Source organism: Sphingomonas sp. PP-CC-3A-396 (assembly GCF_004343105.1).
GTDB lineage: Bacteria > Pseudomonadota > Alphaproteobacteria > Sphingomonadales > Sphingomonadaceae > Sphingomonas.
Genome location: NZ_SLYF01000002.1, coordinates 256525 through 278353 on the forward strand (window position 1 = coordinate 256525; position 21829 = coordinate 278353).

The 21829-nt window shown below is 65.7% G+C and carries 20 protein-coding genes, 1 tRNA gene and 1 pseudogene; 13 read left to right on the plus strand and 9 right to left on the minus strand.

Annotated features, from left to right (window positions below):
• Positions 1-63 precede the first annotated feature (63 nt).
• Together C8J40_RS04860 and C8J40_RS04865 are read left to right on the plus strand one after the other, a co-directional pair.
• A complete protein-coding gene (locus tag C8J40_RS04860; RefSeq protein ID WP_132896042.1) occupies positions 64-888 on the plus strand; it encodes a class I mannose-6-phosphate isomerase in 825 nt (274 codons plus the stop codon).
• A 302-nt stretch (positions 889-1190) separates the two neighbouring features.
• Entirely contained in the window at positions 1191-2363 is a 1173-nt protein-coding gene (locus C8J40_RS04865; protein ID WP_132896043.1) for a glycosyltransferase, read from the plus strand.
• A 140-nt stretch (positions 2364-2503) separates the two neighbouring features.
• On the opposite strand, the gene C8J40_RS04870 is transcribed toward C8J40_RS04865, so the two are convergent.
• From C8J40_RS04870 to yajC, 4 genes are read right to left on the minus strand one after another with little or no spacing between them, the layout of a single operon-like run.
• Complete coding sequence (locus tag C8J40_RS04870) at positions 2504-2878, minus strand: MTH938/NDUFAF3 family protein (RefSeq protein WP_132737390.1); 375 nt, start codon at positions 2876-2878, stop codon at positions 2504-2506.
• 7 nt (positions 2879-2885) lie between these two features.
• Entirely contained in the window at positions 2886-3851 is a 966-nt protein-coding gene (secF, locus tag C8J40_RS04875) for a protein translocase subunit SecF (protein ID WP_132896044.1), read from the minus strand.
• A 14-nt stretch (positions 3852-3865) separates the two neighbouring features.
• The gene (gene secD, locus C8J40_RS04880; RefSeq protein WP_132896045.1) at positions 3866-5470 is read right to left on the minus strand and encodes a protein translocase subunit SecD; all 1605 of its coding nucleotides are present in this window, start codon (positions 5468-5470) and stop codon (positions 3866-3868) included.
• Positions 5470-5811 (minus strand): preprotein translocase subunit YajC, encoded by a 342-nt coding sequence (yajC, locus tag C8J40_RS04885; protein ID WP_132896046.1) that lies wholly within the window; start codon positions 5809-5811, stop codon positions 5470-5472. Before yajC ends, secD begins: the two co-directional genes overlap by 1 nt.
• 279 nt (positions 5812-6090) lie before the next feature.
• On the opposite strand from yajC, the gene C8J40_RS04890 reads away from it, so the two are divergent.
• A tRNA-Pro gene (locus C8J40_RS04890) sits at positions 6091-6167 on the plus strand.
• A 144-nt stretch (positions 6168-6311) separates the two neighbouring features.
• Here C8J40_RS04890 and C8J40_RS04895 read toward each other — a convergent pair.
• The gene (locus C8J40_RS04895) at positions 6312-8594 is read right to left on the minus strand and encodes an NADP-dependent malic enzyme (RefSeq protein WP_132737399.1); all 2283 of its coding nucleotides are present in this window, start codon (positions 8592-8594) and stop codon (positions 6312-6314) included.
• 526 nt (positions 8595-9120) lie between these two features.
• On the opposite strand from C8J40_RS04895, the gene C8J40_RS04900 reads away from it, so the two are divergent.
• From C8J40_RS04900 to C8J40_RS04920, 5 genes and pseudogenes are all read left to right on the plus strand, one after another.
• Positions 9121-9657: a glycosyl hydrolase 108 family protein gene (locus C8J40_RS04900; protein ID WP_132896047.1), complete on the plus strand. Its 537-nt coding sequence runs from the start codon at positions 9121-9123 to the stop codon at positions 9655-9657.
• A gap of 89 nt (positions 9658-9746) precedes the next feature.
• Positions 9747-9980, plus strand: a pseudogene (locus tag C8J40_RS04905) (3TM-type holin); the annotation flags it as partial.
• A 190-nt stretch (positions 9981-10170) separates the two neighbouring features.
• Positions 10171-10713, plus strand: coding sequence for an ATP-dependent protease subunit HslV (hslV, locus tag C8J40_RS04910; RefSeq protein ID WP_056053053.1), 543 nt, complete (start codon positions 10171-10173; stop codon positions 10711-10713).
• Between the two features lie 117 nt (positions 10714-10830).
• Positions 10831-12126 (plus strand): ATP-dependent protease ATPase subunit HslU, encoded by a 1296-nt coding sequence (gene hslU / locus C8J40_RS04915; RefSeq protein ID WP_132896049.1) that lies wholly within the window; start codon positions 10831-10833, stop codon positions 12124-12126.
• A gap of 113 nt (positions 12127-12239) precedes the next feature.
• Complete coding sequence (locus tag C8J40_RS04920; protein WP_132896050.1) at positions 12240-12905, plus strand: nitroreductase; 666 nt, start codon at positions 12240-12242, stop codon at positions 12903-12905.
• 224 nt (positions 12906-13129) lie between these two features.
• Here C8J40_RS04920 and C8J40_RS04925 read toward each other — a convergent pair whose 3' ends face one another.
• The 4 genes from C8J40_RS04925 to C8J40_RS04940 form a co-directional block, all read right to left on the minus strand.
• Positions 13130-13396, minus strand: coding sequence for a hypothetical protein (locus C8J40_RS04925; protein ID WP_132896051.1), 267 nt, complete (start codon positions 13394-13396; stop codon positions 13130-13132).
• Positions 13397-13453: 57 nt separating this feature from the next.
• Positions 13454-14884, minus strand: coding sequence for a DEAD/DEAH box helicase (locus C8J40_RS04930; protein ID WP_132737417.1), 1431 nt, complete (start codon positions 14882-14884; stop codon positions 13454-13456).
• Between the two features lie 223 nt (positions 14885-15107).
• Positions 15108-15836 carry a Crp/Fnr family transcriptional regulator gene (locus C8J40_RS04935; RefSeq protein WP_132738217.1) on the minus strand — a complete coding sequence of 243 codons (729 nt, stop codon included), beginning with the start codon at positions 15834-15836 and terminating at the stop codon, positions 15108-15110.
• 181 nt (positions 15837-16017) lie between these two features.
• Positions 16018-16284 (minus strand): hypothetical protein, encoded by a 267-nt coding sequence (locus tag C8J40_RS04940; RefSeq protein ID WP_132896052.1) that lies wholly within the window; start codon positions 16282-16284, stop codon positions 16018-16020.
• A 151-nt stretch (positions 16285-16435) separates the two neighbouring features.
• Between C8J40_RS04940 and C8J40_RS04945 the strand changes: the two genes are divergently transcribed.
• The 5 genes from C8J40_RS04945 (at position 16436) to C8J40_RS04965 (ending at position 21736) form a co-directional block, all read left to right on the plus strand.
• Complete coding sequence (locus C8J40_RS04945; protein WP_132896053.1) at positions 16436-17455, plus strand: fumarylacetoacetate hydrolase family protein; 1020 nt, start codon at positions 16436-16438, stop codon at positions 17453-17455.
• Positions 17456-17593: 138 nt separating this feature from the next.
• Entirely contained in the window at positions 17594-18883 is a 1290-nt protein-coding gene (locus tag C8J40_RS04950; protein ID WP_132896260.1) for a thiamine pyrophosphate-dependent enzyme, read from the plus strand.
• Positions 18884-19106: 223 nt separating this feature from the next.
• Positions 19107-20114 (plus strand): alpha-ketoacid dehydrogenase subunit beta, encoded by a 1008-nt coding sequence (locus C8J40_RS04955; protein WP_056053047.1) that lies wholly within the window; start codon positions 19107-19109, stop codon positions 20112-20114.
• Entirely contained in the window at positions 20114-21508 is a 1395-nt protein-coding gene (locus C8J40_RS04960; protein ID WP_132896054.1) for a dihydrolipoamide acetyltransferase family protein, read from the plus strand. Before C8J40_RS04955 ends, C8J40_RS04960 begins: the two co-directional genes overlap by 1 nt.
• Positions 21509-21514: 6 nt before the next feature.
• Entirely contained in the window at positions 21515-21736 is a 222-nt protein-coding gene (locus C8J40_RS04965) for a polymer-forming cytoskeletal protein (protein ID WP_165911367.1), read from the plus strand.
• Positions 21737-21829: the final 93 nt, after the last annotated feature.

A 21829-nucleotide genomic window follows, 5' to 3' on the forward strand; every position in this document is an offset into this window, starting at 1 on the left:
CACGGCAATAGTCGTGCGTTGGTGCTCGCCATTCGAAGCGCCATTCACGTCGAGGATCATGTCATGCCGGCCACATTGTTGCACACCCACCGCGTCGAGAAGCCCTGGGGTCGCGACACGCTCTGGCCCGGTTTCGAGGATCCGGCCCCAGGTTCGCCGCCGATCGGCGAAGTCTGGTTCCAGGAGCCTGGCAACACCACGCCCGATCTGCTGATCAAGTATCTGTTTACCAGCGAAAAGCTGTCCGTGCAGGTCCATCCCAACGACGAGCAGGCGCATGATCGCGGGCTGCCGCGGGGCAAGGACGAGTGCTGGACGATTCTCGCCGCCGAGCCGACCTCGACCATCGCGGTCGGTACGAAGCAGCCGATCTCGAAGGACGACCTGCGCCAGTCGGCGATCGACGGCACGATCGAGGAGAAGCTCGACTGGAAGCCGGTCAAGCCGGGCGACTTCATGTATTGCGCGTCGGACACGATCCACGCGATCGGCGGCGGGCTGACCGTGATCGAGGTCCAGCAGAATTCCGAGACCACATATCGCCTTTATGATTATGGCAGCGATCGCGAACTGCACCTGAAGGACGGCATCGATGTTGCCGATCCGACCCCGTACGTCCCCGTCGCGCCGCCGATCGAGGTCGAAACCGGCCGGACGATCATGGTCGAGGGGCCGAAGTTCGTGCTCGAGCGCTGGAAGGGCGGCGACCATGTCGTCAATCTGCCCGAGGGTACGACCGGCTGGGTGATCCCGATCACCGGCTCGGGCGATGTCGCGGGTGTGGCATTCAAGGCCGGCGAGTGCGCGACGATGACGGGGAGCGAGACGGTCTCGACGAGCGCGGATGCCGACGTGTTGTTCGCGTATCCTTTGGCGAAGCGGATTTAATCGCCGCCTCTTGGTTTGCGGTATCCTTTGCTGCCTTGTTCTCCCGCGAAGGCGGGAGCCCAGTCTGGGTCCCCGCCTTCGCGGGGAAACAAGGCGATGAAGCGCACCACATCCCAGACTGCGACCACCCCGGCGAAGGCCGGGGCCCGATTGGATAGGTGGAAATAAAGATGGGCAGCGGTCAGTCAGTCCCGTCCTCCCAATTGGGCCCCGGCCTCCGCCGGGGTGGAGCGTGTTACCGGAGAAGGTTGGCATATCGCCTCACCCCCCGTTAACCCCCGTGGACCTAAACTCGCGGCGACATGCTCCGCATCCTTACCCTCTCGACGCTGTTTCCCGACGCCACGCGCCCGAATTTCGGCGTGTTCGTTGAGCGTCAGACGTTAGGGCTCGCCGCGCATCCCGACGTCAGCCTGAAAGCGGTCGCACCGATCGGCCTCCCCCCCGGCATACTGAAACGCATCGGTCATTATGCCAGGCTGGCAACGCTGCCGGCGCGCGAACGATGGAAAGGCATCGACGTCCATCGTCCGCGCTTTGCGGTGCGCCCGCTGCTCAAGGGGCGCCGCCACCCCGCCGAACTCGTCCGCGCGCTTGCTCCGGTGCTCGACGCGATCCGCGAGGATTTTGCGTTCGACGTGATCGATGCGTCGTTCTTCTTCCCGGACGGACCCGCTGCGGTGGCGCTCGGCAAACGCTACGGCGTTCCCGTTTCGATCAAAGCGCGCGGTGCCGATATCCACCATTGGGGCACCGCGCCCGCCACTGCATCGCGCGTTCGCAGCGCCGGGCGGGACGCCGCCGGGATGCTCGCGGTCAGCGCGGCGATGAAGGCCGACATGGTCGCGATGGGCCTCCCCGCCGAGCGTATCCGTGTCCACCACACCGGTGTCGATCAGGACCGATTCCGTCCCCTCGACCGGACCGCCGGCAAGACCGCGCTCGGCATCGCGGGGCCGCTCGTCGTGTCGGTCGGCGCGTTGATCCCGCGCAAGGGGCACGACATCGTCATCGATGCGGTGTCGGCGCTCCCCGGAGTCACGTTGCTGATCGCGGGGGAGGGGCCAGAACGCGCCGCACTCGATGCCCGGATCGCGCGCTACGGCATCGCCGACCGCGTTCGACTGCTCGGCGCCGTTCCGCACGCCGAATTGCCCAAGCTGATTGCCGCCGCCGACGTCAGCGCGCTTGCCTCCAGTTCGGAAGGACTCGCCAACGCCTGGGTCGAGTCGCTCGCCTGCGGCACCCCGATCGTCATCACCGATGCCGGCGGCGCGCATGAGGTGGTAAAATCCGCCGATGCCGGTCGGGTCACGATCCGCGACGGGCTGGCGTTTGCCGCCGCGATCGACACGCTGCTCGCAGACCCGCCGGCGCCCGAAGCAACGCGCAAGGCCGCGGCGCCGTTCACCTGGGAGGCCAATACCGCCGCGCTCTACGATCACCTTGCGACGCTAGCCGCAGAACGCCGCTAAACGATCTTCTCCCGCAAAGGGAGAGGTGGCTGGCCCTCGCCAGACGGAGGGGAGGAAAGGGGAAACGGCCGTTCCGTGTCCACCCCCTCCGTCACCTACGGCGACACCTCCCCCTGGTGGGGGAGGATTGTAATTCTGGATTACCCCTCGAGCGGGTACAGCGCCGCGACGATCCAGCGACCCTCACCGCGCAACACCGCCCAAGCCCGAGCAGCAGCACGGCTATCCATAGCCTCGATCCCGAACCCCCGCGCCTCGACCGCGCGCTTGAACGCAAGCGGCGGCTGACGCAGCGCGGAGCCGGTGCCGAGCAACAGGAACTCAGGCGGCGGATCGAGTGCGAGAAGCGCCGCGACGTCCGACTCTGCAAGCGCCTCGAACGTCGGCGGCTCCCAGCCATCCGCGCGCTCGGGACTGATCGACAACGCGGTATAATAGCCGTCGTCGACCTTGAACCCGGCCCGACCGATCGCCGAGATCATCGGCCCATCGGTCTTCTCGCGGTCCATCCTCATGACGCGATCAACGCTCGACCTTGGGACCAACCCGCTCGGCACCGTCCTGCACGCCGCCCTTGCGCGGCGCAGGATCGGCCCGCAGACCCAGCGTGATCAGCAGCGACGACGACACGTAGATCGACGAATACGTCCCCACCACGATACCCAGGATCATCGCGGCGGTGAACCCGCGCAGCACGTGGCCGCCGAGCACCAGCATGGCGACCAGCGCGAGCAGGATCGTCACCGAGGTCATCACGGTACGCGGCAGCGTCTCGTTCACCGACAGGTCGATGATCTCGCGCATGTCCATCTTCCGGTAGCGGCGCATGTTCTCGCGGATACGGTCGTCGATCACGATCTTGTCGTTGATCGAGTACGAGATGATCGTCAGCACCGCCGCGACGATGTTGAGGTCGAACTCGAACTGCGTGAGTGCGAAGAAGCCGAGCGTCATCAACAGATCGTGGACGATCGCGACGACGGTCGACACGCCGAACTGCCACTCGAACCGCACCACCGCGAACAGCGCGATGCCGAGGATCGCGAGGCCGACCGCGAGCAGGCCCTTGTTGATCAGCTCGTCCGACACCTTGCCCGAAATCGTGTCGTACTTAGAGAAGGTCGCGCCGGGAAACTTCACCGCGAGGTCGTCCGACACCTTCTTGACGAGGCGGTTGGTCGCACCTTCGTCGCCGGCGGGCACGGGCAGGCGGATCGACAGCGTCTTCGGATCGCTGAACGACTGGATCGAGGCCTCGCCGACGCCGAGTCGGTCGACTTCGGTCCGAACTTCGTCGATCGACGGCGCGGTCGCGAACTTCTCCTCGATCAGGACGCCGCCGACGAAGTCGACTCCCATGTTGAGGCCCTTCGTGACGACGAGTCCGATCGCCAGCAACGACAGCAGCAAGGTCAGCCCGAACGCCCATTTACGGAGCGAGACGAACTTCAGGTTCGTATTGTCGGGAACGAGTTTCAGCAGGCGCATGGTTATCTCCCGCCTCAAATATTGATCGTGGTGGGGCGGTTCTTCCGCAGCCACAGCGCGACCATCATCCGCGTGAACGTGACGGCGGTGAACACCGACGTGCAGATCCCGATCAGCAGCACGACCGCGAAGCCCTTCACCGGACCCGAGCCGAGCAACAGCATGATCACGCCGGTGATGGCGTGGGTCACGTTGGCCTCGAAGATCGTTCGGCTAGCTTCCTTGTAGCCGAGTTCGACCGACTGGACGACGCTACGCCCGCGTCGCCGCTCCTCGCGAATACGCTCGTTGATCAGCACGTTGGCATCCACCGCGGTGCCGATCGTCAGCACGAACCCGGCGATACCGGGCAGCGTCAGCGTTGCCTTGAGCATCGCCATGACCGCGACGATGACCAGGATGTTGATGACCACTGCGAGGTTCGCATACAGGCCGAACCGACCATAGGTCACGAACATGAACACGATCACGAGCAATGCGGCGACGATCGATGCCAGCACGCCGGCGCGGATCGAATCCTTGCCGAGATCGGGGCTGACGGTGCTCTCGGCGATCGTCTTCAGCGCGACCGGCAGCTTGCCCGACCGCAGCGTGATCGCCAGCGCGTTCGCCGACTCGACCGTGAAGTTGCCCGAGATCGACGCGCGACCACCCAGGATCGGCTCGTTGATGTTCGGTGCGGAGATTACCTGGTTGTCGAGGATGATTGCGAACGGCTTGCCCGTATTGTCCGTCGTGACCTTGGCGAAGCGACGGCCGCCGACCGCATTGAACGTGATCGCCACCTGCGGCGCGTTGGTCTGCGGCTCGAACTCCTGGCGCGCATCCGCGAGCTGGTCGCCCGAGATGATCACCGAGCGCTTCACCGCGATGAACGGCACGCCGCGCGGATTGCCGGGATAGGGGAGAACCTGGCTGCCGATCGGCGCGATACCCTTGACCAGATCGGCGGGGTTCGCGGTCTCGTCGACCAGCTTGAATTCGAGCTTGGCAGTCTTGCCGAGCAGGTCCTTCAGCGCCTGCGGGTTCTTCAGCCCCGGCACCTGGACGACGATCCGGGTCGCGCCCTGACGGACGATCGTCGGCTCCCTGGTGCCGAGTTCGTCGATACGACGGCGGACGACTTCGGTCGCATCGTTCATCGCCGTGTCGACCGCCTGGGTCAGGCCCGCCTCGGTCGGCTTGAGCACGAACCGGCTCGTGTCGACGACGTTGATGTCCCATTCGCGCTGGCCGCTCATCCCGGCGCCACCGCCGGTGATCGCCAGCAGGCGCTCGCGGGCCGCATCGACCTGCGAAGGATCGCGCAGCAGGAAGCTCAGCTGACCGCCCCGCGTCGAAATGTCGCCGATCTCGATCCGCGGCGTCCCGTTGCGCATCGTCCCCGCGACGCTGTCGCGCATCGCCTCGATCCGCGTCGCGGCGAGGTCGGCGGTGTCCGCCTCGAGCAGCAGATAACTGCCGCCGGCGAGATCGAGGCCGAGGTTCACCCGGGAATGCGGAATCCGCCCCCAAGTGCTCGTGGTGCTCTCGGGGAGGAAGCTCGGGATCGCCAGCAGGCACAATGCCGCCAGCAATCCGATGATCGACCCGATTTTCCAGCGCGGGAAGTCGAGCATCAGTCGTTCGCCGGCTTCGTGTTCGGGCTGGTGATGTCGGTCAGCGTCGCCTTGACGACACGGACGCGGACATTCGGCGCGATCTCGACCTCGACGACGTTATCCTCGACCTTGGTCACCTTGCCCAGGATCCCGCCCGAGGTGACGACGCTGTCGTTCTTCTTCACCGCCGCGACCGACGCCTGCAGCGCCTTCATGCGCTTTTGCTGCGGGCGGATCATCAGGAAGTAGAACACGACGAACACGAGGAAGAGCGGCGCGAGGCTCAGGAACGAGGCGATCCCGCCCCCCGCCGTCGTGGCGCCGTCTGCGGCCTGGGCAAAAGCTGGTGAGATGAACATGAAGGTCCGTATCTGGCTGGGCCGTGGAAGGCGCAAGGATGGGTCGGGCCGGACGTCGCGCGTCGCGCCCGCATTGGTCCGCCCGCTATCATCGCTTGGAACCGCGCGCAACAGATCGCCACAGGATGAGACGTGGGCACCGTGCGACCGGGCGCATCCGACATGGCGGCCGACCCCGCTGCCGACATCGTCGCAGAAATCGCTGCGGTGTTCGGGCTTGCATCAGGCGCGGACCCCGCGTAGTGCGCCCCCCTCGGGTCGTTTTGCGGCCCGTTCGGTCGGAGCGTAGCGCAGCCTGGTAGCGCACCACACTGGGGGTGTGGGGGTCGCAGGTTCGAATCCTGTCGCTCCGACCATTTTCTTACATCGACGAGATACGGTGACCATCTGCTGGATCTTGTTCTCCCGCGAACGCGGGAGCCCAGGATAACGAACGCTGCCGCCCGTTACCCTGGACCCCCGCCTTCGCGGGGGGAACAGCTTTGGTATGGCGTTCGCCCTTACGCCGTCTCGCTCACCGTTGCCGCATGACCCACCGCGATCGCGCTCAAATTCACGATCCCGCGCGCGGTCACGCTCGGCACCATCATCTGCAACGGCTTCGCCAGCCCCAGCAGCATCGGCCCCAGCGGCGCCGATTCGGTCGATGCCGACAACAACGACACCGCGATGTTCGCCGCATCGATGTTCGGCATCACCAGCAGGTTCGCCGAGCCGGTCAACGGGCTATCGTCGACCAGCCGCCGCCGAAGTGCCTCCGACAGCGCGGCATCGCCGTGCATCTCGCCGTCGAACTCGAACTCCGGCGCCATCTCCTTCAGCAACGCATGCCCTGCACGCATCTTCTGCGCGGACGGCGACCGCGACGCACCGAAGCTCGAATGCGACAGCAACGCCGCCTTCGGCTCGATCGCGAACGCGCGTACCGCTTCGGCCGCGAGCATCGTCATCTCCGCGATCTGCTCGGCGGTCGGATCGACCGTCACGTGCGTATCGCAGAAGAACAGGCTGCCGGTGCGCAGGATCACCGCCGACATCGCATACAGCCGCGACACGCCCGGCATCCGCGGGATCAGCGGCATGACATACGTCATCTGCGTCCACCAATCGCCGATACCGCCACACAGCGCCGCATCGACGCGGCCCTCGCGCAGCAGCATCGCCGCGGCGACGCTGGGTCGCGTCCGCAGCGCGCGCTCGGCACTGTCCGGCGGCGTGCCGCGGCGGCCGACCAGCGCGCTATAGCCCGCCAGCAGCGGCTCGAAGACTTCGCGATCGGTAGCCGGATCGAGCACCTCGACGTCCGTGCCGATCGTCATGCGCAGACCGCTCGATTCGATCTTCTCGGCGATCACCTCGCGCCGCCCGATCAGCACCGGCCGCCCGATGCCCTCGTCGATCACCGTCTGTACCGCGCGCAACGTCCGCGGGTCCTCGCCCTCGCCATACGCGATCGAGCGCCCCGCCTGCTTGGCGCGCGCGAAGATCGGCCGCATCAGCTGGCCCGAGCGGTACACGAACACTTCGAGGTCGCGCAGATACGCGTCGAAATCCTCGATCGGCCGCGTCGCCACGCCGGAATCCATCGCCGCCTTCGCCACCGCCGGCGCAACATGCAGGATCAGTCGCGGATCGAACGGCTTCGGGATGATGTAGGTCGGCCCGAACACCGGCGTCGCGCCGCCGTATGCTGTGACCACCACATCCGAAGCGGTCGCGCGTGCGAGGGCCGCGATCGCGTCGACCGCCGCCACCTTCATCGCCTCGTTGATCTCGGTCGCGCCGACATCGAGTGCGCCACGGAAGATGAACGGGAAGCACAGTACGTTGTTGACCTGGTTAGGGAAATCCGAACGCCCGGTCGCGATGATCGCATCGGGGCGGGTCGCATGCACCAGCGCCGGCTGGATCTCGGGCTCCGGGTTCGCCAGCGCCAGGATCAGCGGATCGGGCGCCAGCAGATGCAGCCATTCCTGCTTCAGCACGCGCGGCGCCGACAGCCCGAGGAAGATATCCGCCCCCTCCAGCACGTCCGGCAGGGTCCGCGCGTTCGTCTTGCGTGCATACCGCGCCATGTTCGGCGGCATCACGTCGCCGCGATCGGCATGCACCACGCCGGCGATATCGGTCAGCGTCACGTTCTCGGGGTTAAGCCCCATCGACACCAGCAGGTCGACCGTCGCGAGCGCCGCCGCACCTGCGCCCGACGTCACCAGCTTCATCTGGTCGAGCCGCTTGCCGCGCAGTTCGAGCACGTTGCGGACCGCGGCGGCACACACGATCGCGGTGCCGTGCTGGTCGTCGTGGAACACTGGGATGTTCATGACCTCGCGCAGCTTCGTCTCGATCTCGAAGCATTCCGGCGCCTTGATGTCCTCGAGATTGATCCCGCCGAACGTCGGCTCGAGCACGCGGACCGCTTCGATGAACGCCTGTGGATCGAGCTGGTCGATCTCGATGTCGAAACAGTCGATCCCGGCGAATTTCTTGAAGAGCACCGCCTTGCCCTCCATCACCGGCTTCGACGCGAGCGCACCGATCGCGCCGAGCCCGAGCACCGCGGTCCCGTTGGTGATTACCGCAACCAGGTTGCCCCGCGCGGTGTAATCGCGGGCCTTGTCGGGATCGGCGGCGATTTCCTCGCACGCGGCCGCAACGCCCGGCGAATAAGCTAGCGCCAGATCGCGCTGCGTCGCCATCCGCTTGGTCGCCTCGACCGAGAGCTTACCGGGCTTGGGATAGCGGTGATAATCGAGCGCGGCTTTGCGGAAATCGTCTTCCATGGTCTTCCTAACCTGTCGGCCGCGGCGGCGACCGGGTGGGCGCGGGCAAGGCCCGCGGCGAATGTTCAAGGGAGCGCATAGCCTTAGGGGCACCAATCCGCCAACCCCGCACGGACGTAGCGTCGGTTTGGATGGGGAGGGTGGGTGGCGACCACACCCGGTACCCCACAGCACAGCACCACCCCGGCATAGCACCACCCCGGCGAAGGCCGGGGCCCAATTGGAACGTCGGACATAACGAAGCGCCGCCCTCAGTCAGCACCGTCCCCCAATTGGACCCCGGCCTCCGCCGGGGCGGTGCGCGCCCTAGTAATCCTTCCCCGCAAGGGGGAGGTGGCGCCGAAGGTGACGGAGGGGGAGGCAAGCGATCACGTCCGTTGGGTGTCCTCCCCCTCCGACCGGCAAGTGCCGGCCACCCCCCCCCCCTGGCGGGGAAGGATCGAAGATCCTGACCTCCACAGAATCCCCTGTCCTACAGCGAACCAATATGGTTCGCTCTACCCCCAAACAGGGCGGGACCCACTTCATGATCATCGACCACCTAATCGACGCCGTCATCGACCGCGAAGGCGGCTACTCCAACCACCCTGCAGATCGAGGCGGCCCCACCAGATACGGCATCACGCAACAAGTAGCCCGCACCAACGGCTACCCCGGAGACATGCGCAATTTCCCCCGCGCACAGGCCGAAGACATCTACCGCCGCCTCTACTGGACCCGCCCAGCCTTCGACCAGGTCGCCCCCCGAGCCCCCAAAATCGCCGAAGAACTCTTCGACACAGGCGTCAACATGGGCCCCGCAGTCGCCGCCACCTTCCTACAACGCGCGCTCAACGCGCTCAACCGAGGCGCCACCGAATACCCCGACATGATCCTGGACGGCCGCATCGGCCCCGCGACGCTGACCGCGCTCGAAGCCTTCCTCGCCCGCCGCAAACCTGGCGGCGAAACCGTGCTCCTGAAAGCGATCGAGGCGCTCCAGGGCGAACGCTACGTCGCGCTCGCCGAGACCCGGCCGGCCAACGAAGCCTTCCTCTACGGCTGGCTCGCGAACCGCACCTGAGACGCGTCGGCGAAACGCTCCCAGCGTCTGCACTTTCTATACTTCACTTTTTTTGGAGGCAGCCAATGGCCCCGCAACCGCCTGATCCGGCGCCGGATCCCTGGATTACCCGTGCCCGCCCGAGCTTCCTCTACGTGATGTACACATTGCTGCTCGGCGCGATCCCGGCAGGCCTGCTCGCCGCCGTCCGCCCGCAAACGGCGCAGGCGATCGCGGCCGGCATGGCGGCGTATCTGAACGCCATCCCCGAACCGCTCTACGCGCTCTTCGGCACGGGCTATCTCGGCTACACGGTGGCGCGGGAATGGGGGAAAGGGCGGTAGTCCCCGATACGTCATCCTGACGAAAGTCAGGACCCAGAGCCATGGGCGAGCCGTTTGAAACCCTGGGTCCTGACTTTCGTCAGGATGACGGAAAATTAGTCAGGACGAAGGAAGAGGGCGGACGCTTCCCGACCGTTGCACCCCCAAAACCAAACCCTACATCGCGGCTATGAGCAACGACCCCCACGCCATGCCGACCTGGCACGGCACCACCATCCTCTCGGTCCGCCGCGGCGGCAAGGTCGTCGTCATCGGCGACGGCCAGGTCTCGATGGGCCAGACCGTCATGAAACCCAACGCGCGCAAAGTCCGCCGGCTCGGTGACGGCAGCGTCATCGGTGGGTTCGCCGGCGCGACCGCCGATGCGTTCACCTTGTTCGAACGCCTCGAGCGGAAACTCGAAGCGCATCAGGGCCAGCTGCTCCGTGCCGCGGTCGAACTCGCCAAGGACTGGCGCACCGACAAGTTCCTCCGCAACCTCGAGGCAATGATGATCGTCGCCGACAAGGACGTGACGCTGATCCTCACCGGCAACGGCGACGTGCTCGAGCCCGAGAACGGCGTCGCGGCGATCGGCTCCGGCGGCAACTACGCCTTGGCCGCCGCCCGCGCGCTGGTCGAATACGAGACCGACGCCGAGGTGTTGTGCCGCAAGGCGATGCACATCGCGTCCGAGCTCTGTGTCTACACCAACGACCGCCTCACGGTCGAAACGATGGACAGCACGACCTGATGCGAAAACGCGCCGCCTAAATCCCGTCACCCCAGCGCACGCTGGGGTCTCCCCGTTTCAGAGCGTGCCCTCGCGGCACGAGATCCCAGCTTTCGCTTGGATGACGAATTGGAAGCCATGAACGACCAGCTCACCCCCAAGGCCATCGTCGCCGCGCTCGACGCCCATATCATCGGCCAGGCCGCCGCGAAACGCGCGGTCGCCGTCGCGATGCGCAATCGTTGGCGCCGCCAGCAGCTCAGCGAGGACCTCCGCGACGAGGTCACGCCCAAGAACATCCTGATGATCGGGCCGACCGGCTGCGGCAAGACCGAGATCAGCCGCCGTCTGGCGAAACTCGCCGACGCGCCGTTCGTGAAGGTCGAGGCGACCAAGTTCACCGAGGTCGGCTATGTCGGCCGCGACGTCGAACAGATCGCCCGTGACCTCGTCGAGGAAGCCATCCGCCTCGAAAAGGAACGCCGCCGCGTTGCCGTCAAGGACAAGGCGGAAGAGGCGGCGATGTCGCGCCTGCTCGACGCGCTGACCGGCAAGAACGCCAGCGAGGCGACGCGCGAGAGCTTCAAGCAGCGCTTCCTCGACGGCCACCTCAACAATGCCGAAGTCGAGATCGAGATCGAGCAGGCCCCGGCGATGCCGTTCGACATCCCCGGTGGTGCGCCGCAGATGATCAATCTCGGCGAGATGATGAAGTCATTCGGCGGCGGCCAGCAACTCAAGCGTCGCAAGCTCACCGTCCACGCGGCCTGGGACAAACTCGTCGAGGAAGAGGCCGACAAGCGCCTCGACCAGGACGAGGTCAGCCGCGCGGCGCTCGCCGACGCGGAAGCCAACGGCATTGTCTTCCTCGACGAGATCGACAAGATCGCCGTCTCCGACGGCCGCGGTGGTTCGATCAGCCGCGAGGGCGTCCAGCGCGACCTGCTGCCGTTGATCGAAGGCACCACCGTCGCCACCAAATACGGCCCGATGAAGACCGACCACATCCTCTTCATCGCCTCGGGCGCGTTCCACGTCGCCAAGCCGAGCGACTTGCTCCCCGAATTACAGGGCCGCCTGCCGATCCGCGTCGAACTGAAAGGCCTCACCGAAGCCGATTTCGTCGCGATCCTGTCGGACACCAAGGCGTCGCTGCCGCTGCAATACAAGGCGCTGATCGCCACCGAAGGCGTCGGCATCGAGTTCACCGAAGACGGCATTGCCGCAATCGCGCGCATCGCCGCCGAAGTGAACTCCGAGATCGAGAACATCGGCGCGCGGCGTTTGCAGACGGTGATGGAAAAGCTGCTCGAGGAGGTAAGCTACAACGCCGAGGACCGCGGCGGCTCGAACCTCGTCATCGACGGCGCGTACGTCGACAGCCAGCTGAAGGAAATCGCCCGCAACACCGACCTGAGCCGGTTCGTGCTGTAAGGCCCAAGCCCAACCGTTTTCCTGCGAACGCAGGAATCCAGGGTAACATGGCGAAACGCTCGTGACCCTGGACTCCTGCGTTCGCAGGAGAACAGAATTGGAGAGGAGAAACCATGGACGTGACCGAAGCGATAGACGCTCGCCGCTCCGTCCGCGGGTTCCTAGGCACCCCGGTCGATTCCGCACTCCTCCGCAACCTCGCGATAAAAGCGTCTCGAGCAGCAACCGGCGGAAACCTCCAACCCTGGCACATCGCCATCGTCCAAGGCGAACCCCTCGCCCGCCTCAAGGCGACGATGGCCGAAAAGATCGCTGCCGGCGCCACCGAAACCCCAGCCTACGACATCTACCCAAAAGACCTGACCGCCCCCTACCGAGACCGCCGCTACGCGGTCGGCGAAGCGATGTACGCCCACCTCGCCATCCCCCGCGACGACAAGACCGCCCGCCGGGACTGGTTCGCCCGCAATTTCGAATTCTTCGGCGCCCCCGCCGCCTATTTCTGCACGGTCGATCGCCGCATGGGGCCGCCGCAATGGTCGGATCTCGGCATGTACCTGCAGAACCTGATGCTGCTCGCGGTCGAGGCTGGACTCGCCACCTGTCCGCAGGAATGTTGGGCGATGTATCCGGAAACGGTCGGGACGTTTCTCGAGATACGGGAAGACCGCATGCTCTTCTGCGGCATGGCGATCGGTTATGAGGACAAGAGCGCTCGGGTAAACGCGTTGCGCACGGAGCGCGCGGACGAAGCGGAATGGCTGACGACGATCCGCTGACAGCCCTCCAGCTATTGCAAACCAAACCCCACCCCGGCGAAGGCCGGGGCCCAGGTGGGAAACGATTGTAACGGATGTACGCGCTTCGTTACGCTGGTCCTGCCAACTGGGCCCCGGCCTCCGCCGGGGTGGAGTGCTTGTGCTGAGTGTGCGTACGCCAAGCGTGTTCACCCGCGAAGGCGGGTGCCCAGACTGGGTCCCCGCCTTCGCGGGGAAACAAACTTTTAGAGAACCACCGTCACCGGCTTGGCGCCCTTGATCCCCGCAAGGATCATGGCCTCCCACACCGCCGGATCGCCCGCCGCAGCCATCGCCTTGTCCGGCTCGCGCAGAGTCTTCAGCACCGCCAGCGCATCGGGCAGATAATCCGCCCACGCCGCGTCGATCAACCGCGACGCCGACTCGGCATCGCCGCCGGCATTCGCGCTGATCCGCTGTCCCGCCAGCACGCGTGCGACGCGTTCGGCAACAGGTGTAGTGGAAACGTCCATGAGCATTCTCCTCGCGGGACCGGTCTACACCAAACCCGCGAGGCGAACGAATGCTCCTTAGCGTGCCGGGCCTGAACCCGCGCCACGGCTCGGACCACGGCCACCGCCGCCGGCTGGACGACCGCCGCCCTGACCGCCGGGACGACCACCGCCCTGGGGACGACCGCCGCCACCTTGGCCGCCGCCGCCACCCTGGCCGCCACGGCTCGCACCCGCATAGTTACGGCCGGTCGTACCGGTCGCCCTCGGCGAATGCGTCGCCCGCGGCCGTGCCGGATCGCGCGGACGATCAATCCGGACTTCTGGATCGGCGCCCATCGTCTTCACGCGCGTCTGCTTGATCTGGTTCGACAGGTTGACGAAATCGTCCGGCAGCGACCGGACCTGGACCTTCTGGCGGGTGATCCGCTCGATGTCGCGCAGGTAGGCCTTCTCGTCATCCGCGCAGAACGCGACGGCGATGCCGCTGGCGCCCGCACGCGCGGTACGGCCGATGCGGTGGACATACTGCTCGGCGACGTTCGGCAGCTCGAAGTTGATGACGTGCGAAACGCCCGAGACGTCGATGCCGCGCGCGGCGATGTCGGTCGCGATCAGGACCTTGACCTTGCCCTGCTTGAACTCGCCGAGTGCGCGCTCGCGCTGGCCCTGGCTCTTGTTGCCGTGGATCGCGTTCGACGCGATGCCGTTGCCGGCGAGCAGCTTCACGACGCGGTCGGCGCCATGCTTGGTACGCGTGAACACGAGCGCGCGGTCGATGGCAGGATCGGCCAGCGTGATCGTCAGCAGCGCCTGCTTTTCCGACTGGTTGCAGAAGGTGACATACTGGTCGACGCGCTCGGCGGTCGTCGCAGCCGGCTTTACCGACACCGTCTTCGGGTCGAGCAGGAACTGCGACGCGAGCTCGCGGATCGCGACCGGCATCGTTGCCGAGAAGAACAGCGTCTGGCGCTTCTTCGGCAGCATGCGGACGATCTTCTTCAGCGCGTGGATGAAGCCGAGGTCCATCATCTGGTCGGCTTCGTCGAGCACGAGGATCTCGATCATCGAGAGGTTGACGAAGCCCTGCTCGATCAGATCGATCAGACGGCCCGGCGTGGCGACGAGGATGTCGACGCCGCGGCTCATGTCCTGGCGGTTCTTGTTGATGCTGGTGCCGCCGAACACGGTCGTCACCGACATCTTGCTGAACTGGCCGTAAGCGCGCGCGCTGTCGGCGATCTGGCTGGCGAGTTCGCGCGTCGGTGCGAGCACCAGCATGCGGCAATGCGTCGGCAGGACGCGCTTCTGGTTTTCGGTCAGGCGCTGGATCGACGGCAGCACGAACGCCGCGGTCTTGCCGGTGCCGGTCTGCGCGATGCCGAGCAGATCGCCGCCTTCGAGCAGGATCGGGATCGACTGTGCCTGGATCGGCGTCGGCTCGGTATAGCCCTTGGCTTCGAGCGCACGGACGAGCGGCTCGGCAAGGCCGAGGTTTGCAAATGACATGTAGAGTCTCTCAATAGATGCCGGGCTCGCGAATCCACACAAGGACGCGCGAGGGGCGGTGGTGTTTTGACACCCCGCGTGAAAAGGGAAGCCCGTTGGAAACGACCGAGGCGGAGCTAAGACCCTAAGGTCCAATCACGCTGCATTACGCCTCGATGGCCACCATTTGGCGAACCACAGCCGAAAAGTCAACCTTCGGCCCCTTTTTGCACCCCTGGCGACGTCAGGTCCGGATCTGGCCCAGATGCAGATAGCGCTCGTTGAACTCCGCGGCGTCGCGCAGTCGCGGCCAGTCGGTCACGCTTACCTGCCGCTTCTTGCGCGCGATCAGCCCGTCGTTCTCGAGCGATTTCAGGACACGGTTTACGTGCACGGGGGTCAGACCAAGCGCGTCGCCAAGCTGTTCCTGAGTCATCGGCAACTCGTAGGCCATGGCATCCCCGAGCGTCGATTTCTTGAACCGCACGGAAAATTCACAGAGGAGATGCGCCAACCGGCTGCGCGCGTTGCGCCGACCGACGTTGAGCAGCCACTCGCGGTGGATCGAGGCCTCGACCAGCGCATCGATCCACAAGGCCTGACCCGCGGTCGGGCACGCCTCGATAAATTGACGCAGCGCCACGATCGGCACCTCCGCCAACGTCAGTCTGGTCAACGCCTGGATGTCGTGATCGGATTCATCGAGGAACAGGTTCTGCAGGTCGACGAACTCGCCGGGCATCAGGATCGACACGATCTCGCGCTCGCCATTAGGCGTCAGCTTTTGACGATAAGCGAGACCAGCAAGGATGAAGGCGCACCGGGTCGGACGTTGGCCTTCGCGCAGCATGTAGGTCGACGCATCGATCGTCCGCACCTTGAACGGCAGCGCAGCGATCTGAGCACGGTCATCCGCACGCAGCGCCATCCGCGACTCGAACTTCCGTGTAACCTGTTCAGTCACGGTGGACATATCCACGTGCACTCTCCGCATCAGGGCAGGAGCACTCGTTTCTCGCTGTCACCCTCACTGGGATAGCGCGTTGGCGGATGTCGCACCTTATCCCAGGATTGAGCGGACTGACAAAACCCATGTTATATTATTGCGGGGTGTTCCGATGTCCTTAGGGCACGGCGCCCGGTCGACTCCCGCGTCAGGCATGTATTGAACCGGAGGCGCCCGCATGAGGGCTTCCCGGTTCGTCTATCGTGACCGCGACGGCGAGCAGCACATGCCCCTGGTCGTTGCGGACCGCGACACGAAAATGTGCGCCGTGGCGCGCGATCGCGGGATGATCGCTAAGATAATCGCCCGCGAAAATGACCGCCTGGACACGCGCCACCTCGTCGTCGGCCAAATCGGTGCCGTCGTCGTCATTGACGTGTTTATGGTTGTCGATGTCGAAGAAGTATCTGGGCATGCTCGACTTCCTCAACCGTTACGCAAGCCCAATTCCTAGCAGGCCGGCGCTCCCTGCGCTCTTACCAAAATCAGTTTCGATGCGCGCAGCAAGCTCGACTTGACCAGCGTCGCGGGCGTAGGATGCGTGCAAACAATAGAGGATCCGCCCCATGAAACTGGCCAGCCTGAAGCATCCCGACGCTACTCGGGGACGAGACGGCAAGCTTGTGGTCGTCTCCAACGACCTCGCCTGGTACGCTGATGCGAGCCATATCGCGCCGACGCTGCAGGCCGCGCTCGACGACTGGGACCGGCTTTCGATCGACCTCAAGAACCTGTCGACCGATCTCGAGCACGAGATGATCCCGATGCGCCGCTTCCACGAGCATGACGCCGAGTCGCCGTTGCCGCGTGCGTATCAATGGGCGGATGGCTCGGCCTACGTGAATCATGTTGCGCTCGTGCGACAGGCGCGTGCGGCGGAGATGCCCGACAGCTTCTGGCACGATCCGCTGATGTACCAGGGCGGCTCGGACGGGTTCCTGGGGCCGCGCGATCCGATACCGCTCGCCGACGAATCCTGGGGCTGCGACATAGAGGGCGAGGTCGTCGTCGTCACCGGCGACGTGCCGATGGGTGCGAGTCGCGACGAGGCGCTGGCGGCGATCCTGCTGGTCGGGCTGACCAACGACGTAAGCCTGCGCAATCTGATCCCCGGCGAACTCGGCAAGGGCTTCGGATTCTTCCAGTCGAAGCCGGCCAGCGCGTTTTCGCCCGTTTTCGTCACGCCCGATTCGCTCGGCGACTGGTGGAGGGACGGCAAGCTGCACCGCAAACTGATGGTTGACCTTAACGGCCAGCCGCTCGGTCGCGCCGAGGCCGGCGAGGACATGACGTTCGATTTCGGTACGCTGGTCGCGCACGCCGCCAAGACCCGCAAGCTCGGCGCGGGGACGATCGTCGGCTCGGGCACCGTCTCGAACCGCGGCCCCGATGGTGGTCCCGGCAAGTCGGTTGCCGAGGGTGGCGTCGGCTATTCCTGCCTCGCCGAAGTCCGGACTATCGAAACCATACAGGGCGGCAAGCCCGTCACGCCGTTCCTCAAGCAGGGTGACGTCGTCCGCATTTGGGCGGAGGACGACAAGCGCCATCCGATCTTCGGCGTGATCGAACAGACTGTCGGCGGCTGAATTCTGCGGAGGGGGAGAAAAATCCGCGCGGCACATCGTGAATGCGCAACTCCCCCTCGCAATCTGCGTTGAAATTTAATAACAAGCCTCGGTAAGAGTGTTCCGCGGTCACAGCGGCCTCATGGAGATGGAATGACGATGGCAAGCGAGCATCCGCGCGCCAATTTGCAGCCGCTCACGCTGCATATACCCGAGCCGAAGTTTCGCCCCGGCGACGCGGTGGACTTCGCCGAAGTCGACGTGCCGCCCGCCGGCGAAGCGCGCCGCCCCGACACCGCGGACGAGGCGTCCGACTTCATCGATCTCGCCTATACGCTGGTCCGCGTGCTCGACGACGACGGCAACGCGGTCGGCCCCTGGGACCCCAAGCTTTCGCCCGACGTGATGCGCCGCATGTTGCGCAGCATGGCTTTGCTCCGCGCGTTCGACGAGCGCATGTTCCGTGCGCAGCGTCAGGGCAAGACCAGCTTCTACATGAAGGCGCTTGGCGAGGAGGCGGTCGCGGTCGCGGCAGCCTACGCGCTCGATTACGAGGACATGTGCTTCCCCTCGTACCGTCAACAAGGCCTGTTGATCGCGCGGGGCTGGAGCCTCGTCGACATGATGAACCAGATTTATTCGAACACGGCGGACCGGCTCGGCGGCAAGCAGCTGCCGATCATGTATTCGGTCAAGGAAGCCGGCTTCTTCTCGATCTCGGGCAACCTCACGACGCAGTATCCGCAGGCTGTCGGCTGGGCGATGGCGTCCGCCGCCAAGGGCGACACGCGGATCGCCGCCACCTGGTGCGGCGAAGGCTCGACCGCGGAGGGCGACTTCCACTCGGCCTGCACGTTCGCCGCGGTCTACCGCGCACCGGTGATCTTCAACGTCGTCAACAACCAGTGGGCGATCTCCAGCTTCTCCGGGTTCGCCGGTGCCGAGGCGACGACGTTCGCGGCGCGCGCGGTCGGCTATGGGATTGCCGGACTCCGCGTCGACGGCAACGACGCGCTCGCGGTCTACGCAGCGACCGAATGGGCCGCCGAGCGCGCGCGCACCAACCAGGGCCCGACGCTGATCGAGCACTTCACCTATCGCGCAGAAGGCCATTCGACCTCCGACGACCCCGGCCAGTATCGCAGCGAAGGCGAACCCAATGCCTGGCCGCTCGGCGACCCGATCAAGCGCCTCAAGGATCACCTGATCGCGATCGGCGAATGGGACGAGGAGCGCCACGCGGCACAGGACAAGGAACTCGCCGAGCAGGTCAAGGCCGCGCAGAAGGAAGCCGAGAAGAACGGCATCCTCGGCCACGGCCTCCACCAGCCGCTCGAGTCGCTGTTCGACGGCGTGTTCGAGGAGATGCCGTGGCATCTGAAGGAGCAGCGCCAGCAAATGCTCGACGAGGAATCCGCGAGCGGCCGCCCTTGGGATATCAAGGCATGAGCGCCCAGCCCAACCAGGCCCCACCAAACTCCGTCATCCCAGCGAAAGCTGGGATATCCCGGTTATCGAGCGTGCCCTCGCGGCATGAGACCCCAGCTTTCGCTGGGGTGACGAAGGTGTTTGTATGAGCGACGTGACTGAAGCACGTGGGTCGGGCGCAACCGAAGCAGCGGAAGCGGCTGCGGCCTCGTCGAGCCACGCAGGTACCGAACCCACCACCCGCATGAACATGATCCAGGCGATCAACTCCGCCATGGACATCATGATGGAGCGCGACCCCGACGTGATCGTCATGGGCGAGGACGTCGGCTATTTCGGCGGCGTTTTTCGCGCGACCGCAGGGCTGCAAGCCAAGCACGGCAAGACGCGCGTGTTCGACACCCCGATCACCGAATGCGGCATCATCGGCGTCGCGGTCGGCATGGGCGCCTACGGCCTGCGCCCCGTCCCCGAGATCCAGTTCGCGGACTACATCTACCCCGCGCTCGACCAGCTCGTGTCCGAAGCTGCACGCCTGCGCTATCGTTCCGCCGGCGAGTTCACTTCGCCGATCACGGTCCGCTCGCCGTTCGGCGGCGGCATCTTCGGCGGCCAGACGCACAGCCAGTCGCCGGAGGGGCTCTTCACCCACATGTCGGGGATCAAGACGGTGATCCCGTCGACCCCCTACGACGCCAAGGGCCTGCTGATCGCCGCGATCGAGGACAATGATCCGACGCTCTTCTTCGAACCCAAGCGCATCTATAACGGCCCGTTCGACGGCTATTGGGATCGCCCGTCGCAGAACTGGTCGAAGCACCCGGCCGGCGAAGTCCCGACCGGCTATTACAAGATCGAGCTCGGCAAGGCGAAGATCGTCCGCGCAGGCGAGGCGCTCACCATCCTCGCCTACGGCACGATGGTCCACGTCTGCGCGGCCGTTGTTGCCGAAGCCGGGATCGACGCCGAGATCGTCGACCTGCGTACGCTCGTGCCGCTCGACATCGAGACGATCGAGGCGTCGGTGAAGAAGACCGGACGCTGCATGATCGTCCACGAGGCGACCCGCACGAGCGGCTTCGGCGCGGAGCTGTCGGCGATCGTGCAGGAACGCTGTTTCTACCATCTCGAGGCGCCGATCGAGCGCGTGACCGGGTTCGACACGCCGTACCCGCACAGCCTCGAATGGGCGTATTTCCCGGGGCCGGTCCGCATCGGCGAAGCCCTGAAAAAGATCATGAAGGACGCATAATGGCCCGCTTCACCTTCAAGCTGCCGGACATCGGCGAAGGCATCTCCGAGGCCGAGATCGTCGCGTGGCACGTCGCCATCGGCGACCGCGTCGAGGAGGATTCGCCGATCGCCGACATGATGACCGACAAGGCCACCGTCGAAATGGAGTCGCCGGTGACCGGCGTCGTCGTCGAACTGGCGGGCGAAGTCGGCGACCAGGTGTCGATCGGCGCCGCGCTGGTCGTGATCGAGACGGACGCGGTGGACGCCGCGGACGAAGTCGTCGCCGCGCCGCTGACGTCGGCCCAGGCCGAGACCGCGGAGCAATACGAAGCCGAGAACCCCGGCGTCGAACTCCTCCCCGAAACGGGGAGGGGGACCGCCGGCGAAGCCGGGGGTGGAGGGGGCGTGCCGCAAACGACCCCGCCGGTGGCGGATACTGCATCGGTGGGCATGTTCCCGCAGACCGCTCCGCCCGTGGAAGCCCCCCTCCACCATCCTGCGGATGGTCCCCCTCCCCGTGCCGGGGAGGATAAGGCGCACGCGCTCGCATCTCCAGCGGTACGCGCTCGCGCGCGAGATCTCGGCATCGACCTCGCCTCGGTCAAATCCGACTCCGACCGCGTCCGCCACGCCGACCTCGACGCCTACCTCCGCTACGGCTCGGGCGAAGGCTACCACCCCCCGCATGCGTCGCGCGCCCGCAAGGACCAGCCCATCAAGGTCATCGGCATGCGTCGCCGCATCGCCGAGAACATGGCCGCCTCGAAGCGCGCGATCCCGCACTTCACCTATGTCGACGAGATCGACGTCACCGCCTTGGAAGCGATGCGCGCCGACCTCAACGCCAACCGCGGCGGCCGCCCGAAGCTCACCATGCTGCCGCTGATGATCGTCGCGATCTGCAAGACGATCCCCGACTTCCCGATGCTCAACGCGCGTTACGATGACGAGGCGGGCGTGGTTACGCGTCACGGCGCCATCCACCTCGGCATGGCCGCGCAGACCGACGCGGGGCTCACCGTCCCCGTGATCCGCGACGCACAGGACCGCAACGTCTGGCAGCTCGCCACCGAGATCACGCGCCTCGCCGAAGCCGCACGCGCCGGAAAACTCGCACCCAACGAAATGGGCGGCGGCACGATCACCGTGACGTCGCTCGGCCCGCTCGGCGGTATCGCGACCACGCCGGTCATCAACCGCCCCGAAGTCGCGATCATCGGCCCCAACAAGATCGTCGAACGCCCGGTCTTCCGGTCTGATGGAAGAGGGGGCGACGAAGTCGTCCGTGCGAAACTGATGAACCTGTCGATCAGCTGCGACCACCGCGTCGTCGACGGCTGGGACGCGGCAAGCTTCGTCCAGGGCCTCAAGAAATACCTCGAAACCCCCGTTCTCCTCTTCGCCGACTGAACGCACGTGAACGGCATGCACCGCGGAGACCTGACGATCGAGGGTAAATTCGAGGGGATGCTCGACGGCACCGCGATCGTCCCGGCCGGCGCCACCGCCGAGATCGCCGGGATGATCGATGGCACGCTGATCGTCGAACCCGGCGCGACGGTGCTGATCAGCGGCATGGTCGACGGCGAGATTATCGACCGCGGCGGCAAAATCACCGTAACCGGGATGGTCGACTGATCTTGTATCCCTCTCCCCCAGGGGAGGGGGAAGCGGCCCGCCCGGCAAAGCCGGGTGGGAAGGGTGAGGACTCGACGACGAACACCCTAAATT

Excerpts from the sequence above, each read along its gene's own strand:
- C8J40_RS04935 (WP_132738217.1), bottom strand. The coding sequence starts at position 15,836 with ATGTCCACCGTGACTGAACAGGTTACACGGAAGTTCGAGTCGCGGATG.
- C8J40_RS04950 (WP_132896260.1), top strand. The coding sequence starts at position 17,594 with ATGGCAAGCGAGCATCCGCGCGCCAATTTGCAGCCGCTCACGCTGCAT.
- hslU (WP_132896049.1), top strand. The coding sequence starts at position 10,831 with ATGAACGACCAGCTCACCCCCAAGGCCATCGTCGCCGCGCTCGACGCC.
- C8J40_RS04960 (WP_132896054.1), top strand. The coding sequence starts at position 20,114 with ATGGCCCGCTTCACCTTCAAGCTGCCGGACATCGGCGAAGGCATCTCC.
- C8J40_RS04870 (WP_132737390.1), bottom strand. The coding sequence starts at position 2,878 with ATGAGGATGGACCGCGAGAAGACCGATGGGCCGATGATCTCGGCGATC.
- C8J40_RS04860 (WP_132896042.1), top strand. The coding sequence starts at position 64 with ATGCCGGCCACATTGTTGCACACCCACCGCGTCGAGAAGCCCTGGGGT.
- secF (WP_132896044.1), bottom strand. The coding sequence starts at position 3,851 with ATGCGCCTGCTGAAACTCGTTCCCGACAATACGAACCTGAAGTTCGTC.
- C8J40_RS04955 (WP_056053047.1), top strand. The coding sequence starts at position 19,107 with ATGAACATGATCCAGGCGATCAACTCCGCCATGGACATCATGATGGAG.
- yajC (WP_132896046.1), bottom strand. The coding sequence starts at position 5,811 with ATGTTCATCTCACCAGCTTTTGCCCAGGCCGCAGACGGCGCCACGACG.
- hslV (WP_056053053.1), top strand. The coding sequence starts at position 10,171 with ATGCCGACCTGGCACGGCACCACCATCCTCTCGGTCCGCCGCGGCGGC.
- C8J40_RS04925 (WP_132896051.1), bottom strand. The coding sequence starts at position 13,396 with ATGGACGTTTCCACTACACCTGTTGCCGAACGCGTCGCACGCGTGCTG.
- C8J40_RS04895 (WP_132737399.1), bottom strand. The coding sequence starts at position 8,594 with ATGGAAGACGATTTCCGCAAAGCCGCGCTCGATTATCACCGCTATCCC.
- C8J40_RS04930 (WP_132737417.1), bottom strand. The coding sequence starts at position 14,884 with ATGTCATTTGCAAACCTCGGCCTTGCCGAGCCGCTCGTCCGTGCGCTC.
- secD (WP_132896045.1), bottom strand. The coding sequence starts at position 5,470 with ATGCTCGACTTCCCGCGCTGGAAAATCGGGTCGATCATCGGATTGCTG.
- C8J40_RS04920 (WP_132896050.1), top strand. The coding sequence starts at position 12,240 with ATGGACGTGACCGAAGCGATAGACGCTCGCCGCTCCGTCCGCGGGTTC.
- C8J40_RS04865 (WP_132896043.1), top strand. The coding sequence starts at position 1,191 with ATGCTCCGCATCCTTACCCTCTCGACGCTGTTTCCCGACGCCACGCGC.
- C8J40_RS04900 (WP_132896047.1), top strand. The coding sequence starts at position 9,121 with ATGATCATCGACCACCTAATCGACGCCGTCATCGACCGCGAAGGCGGC.
- C8J40_RS04940 (WP_132896052.1), bottom strand. The coding sequence starts at position 16,284 with ATGCCCAGATACTTCTTCGACATCGACAACCATAAACACGTCAATGAC.
- C8J40_RS04945 (WP_132896053.1), top strand. The coding sequence starts at position 16,436 with ATGAAACTGGCCAGCCTGAAGCATCCCGACGCTACTCGGGGACGAGAC.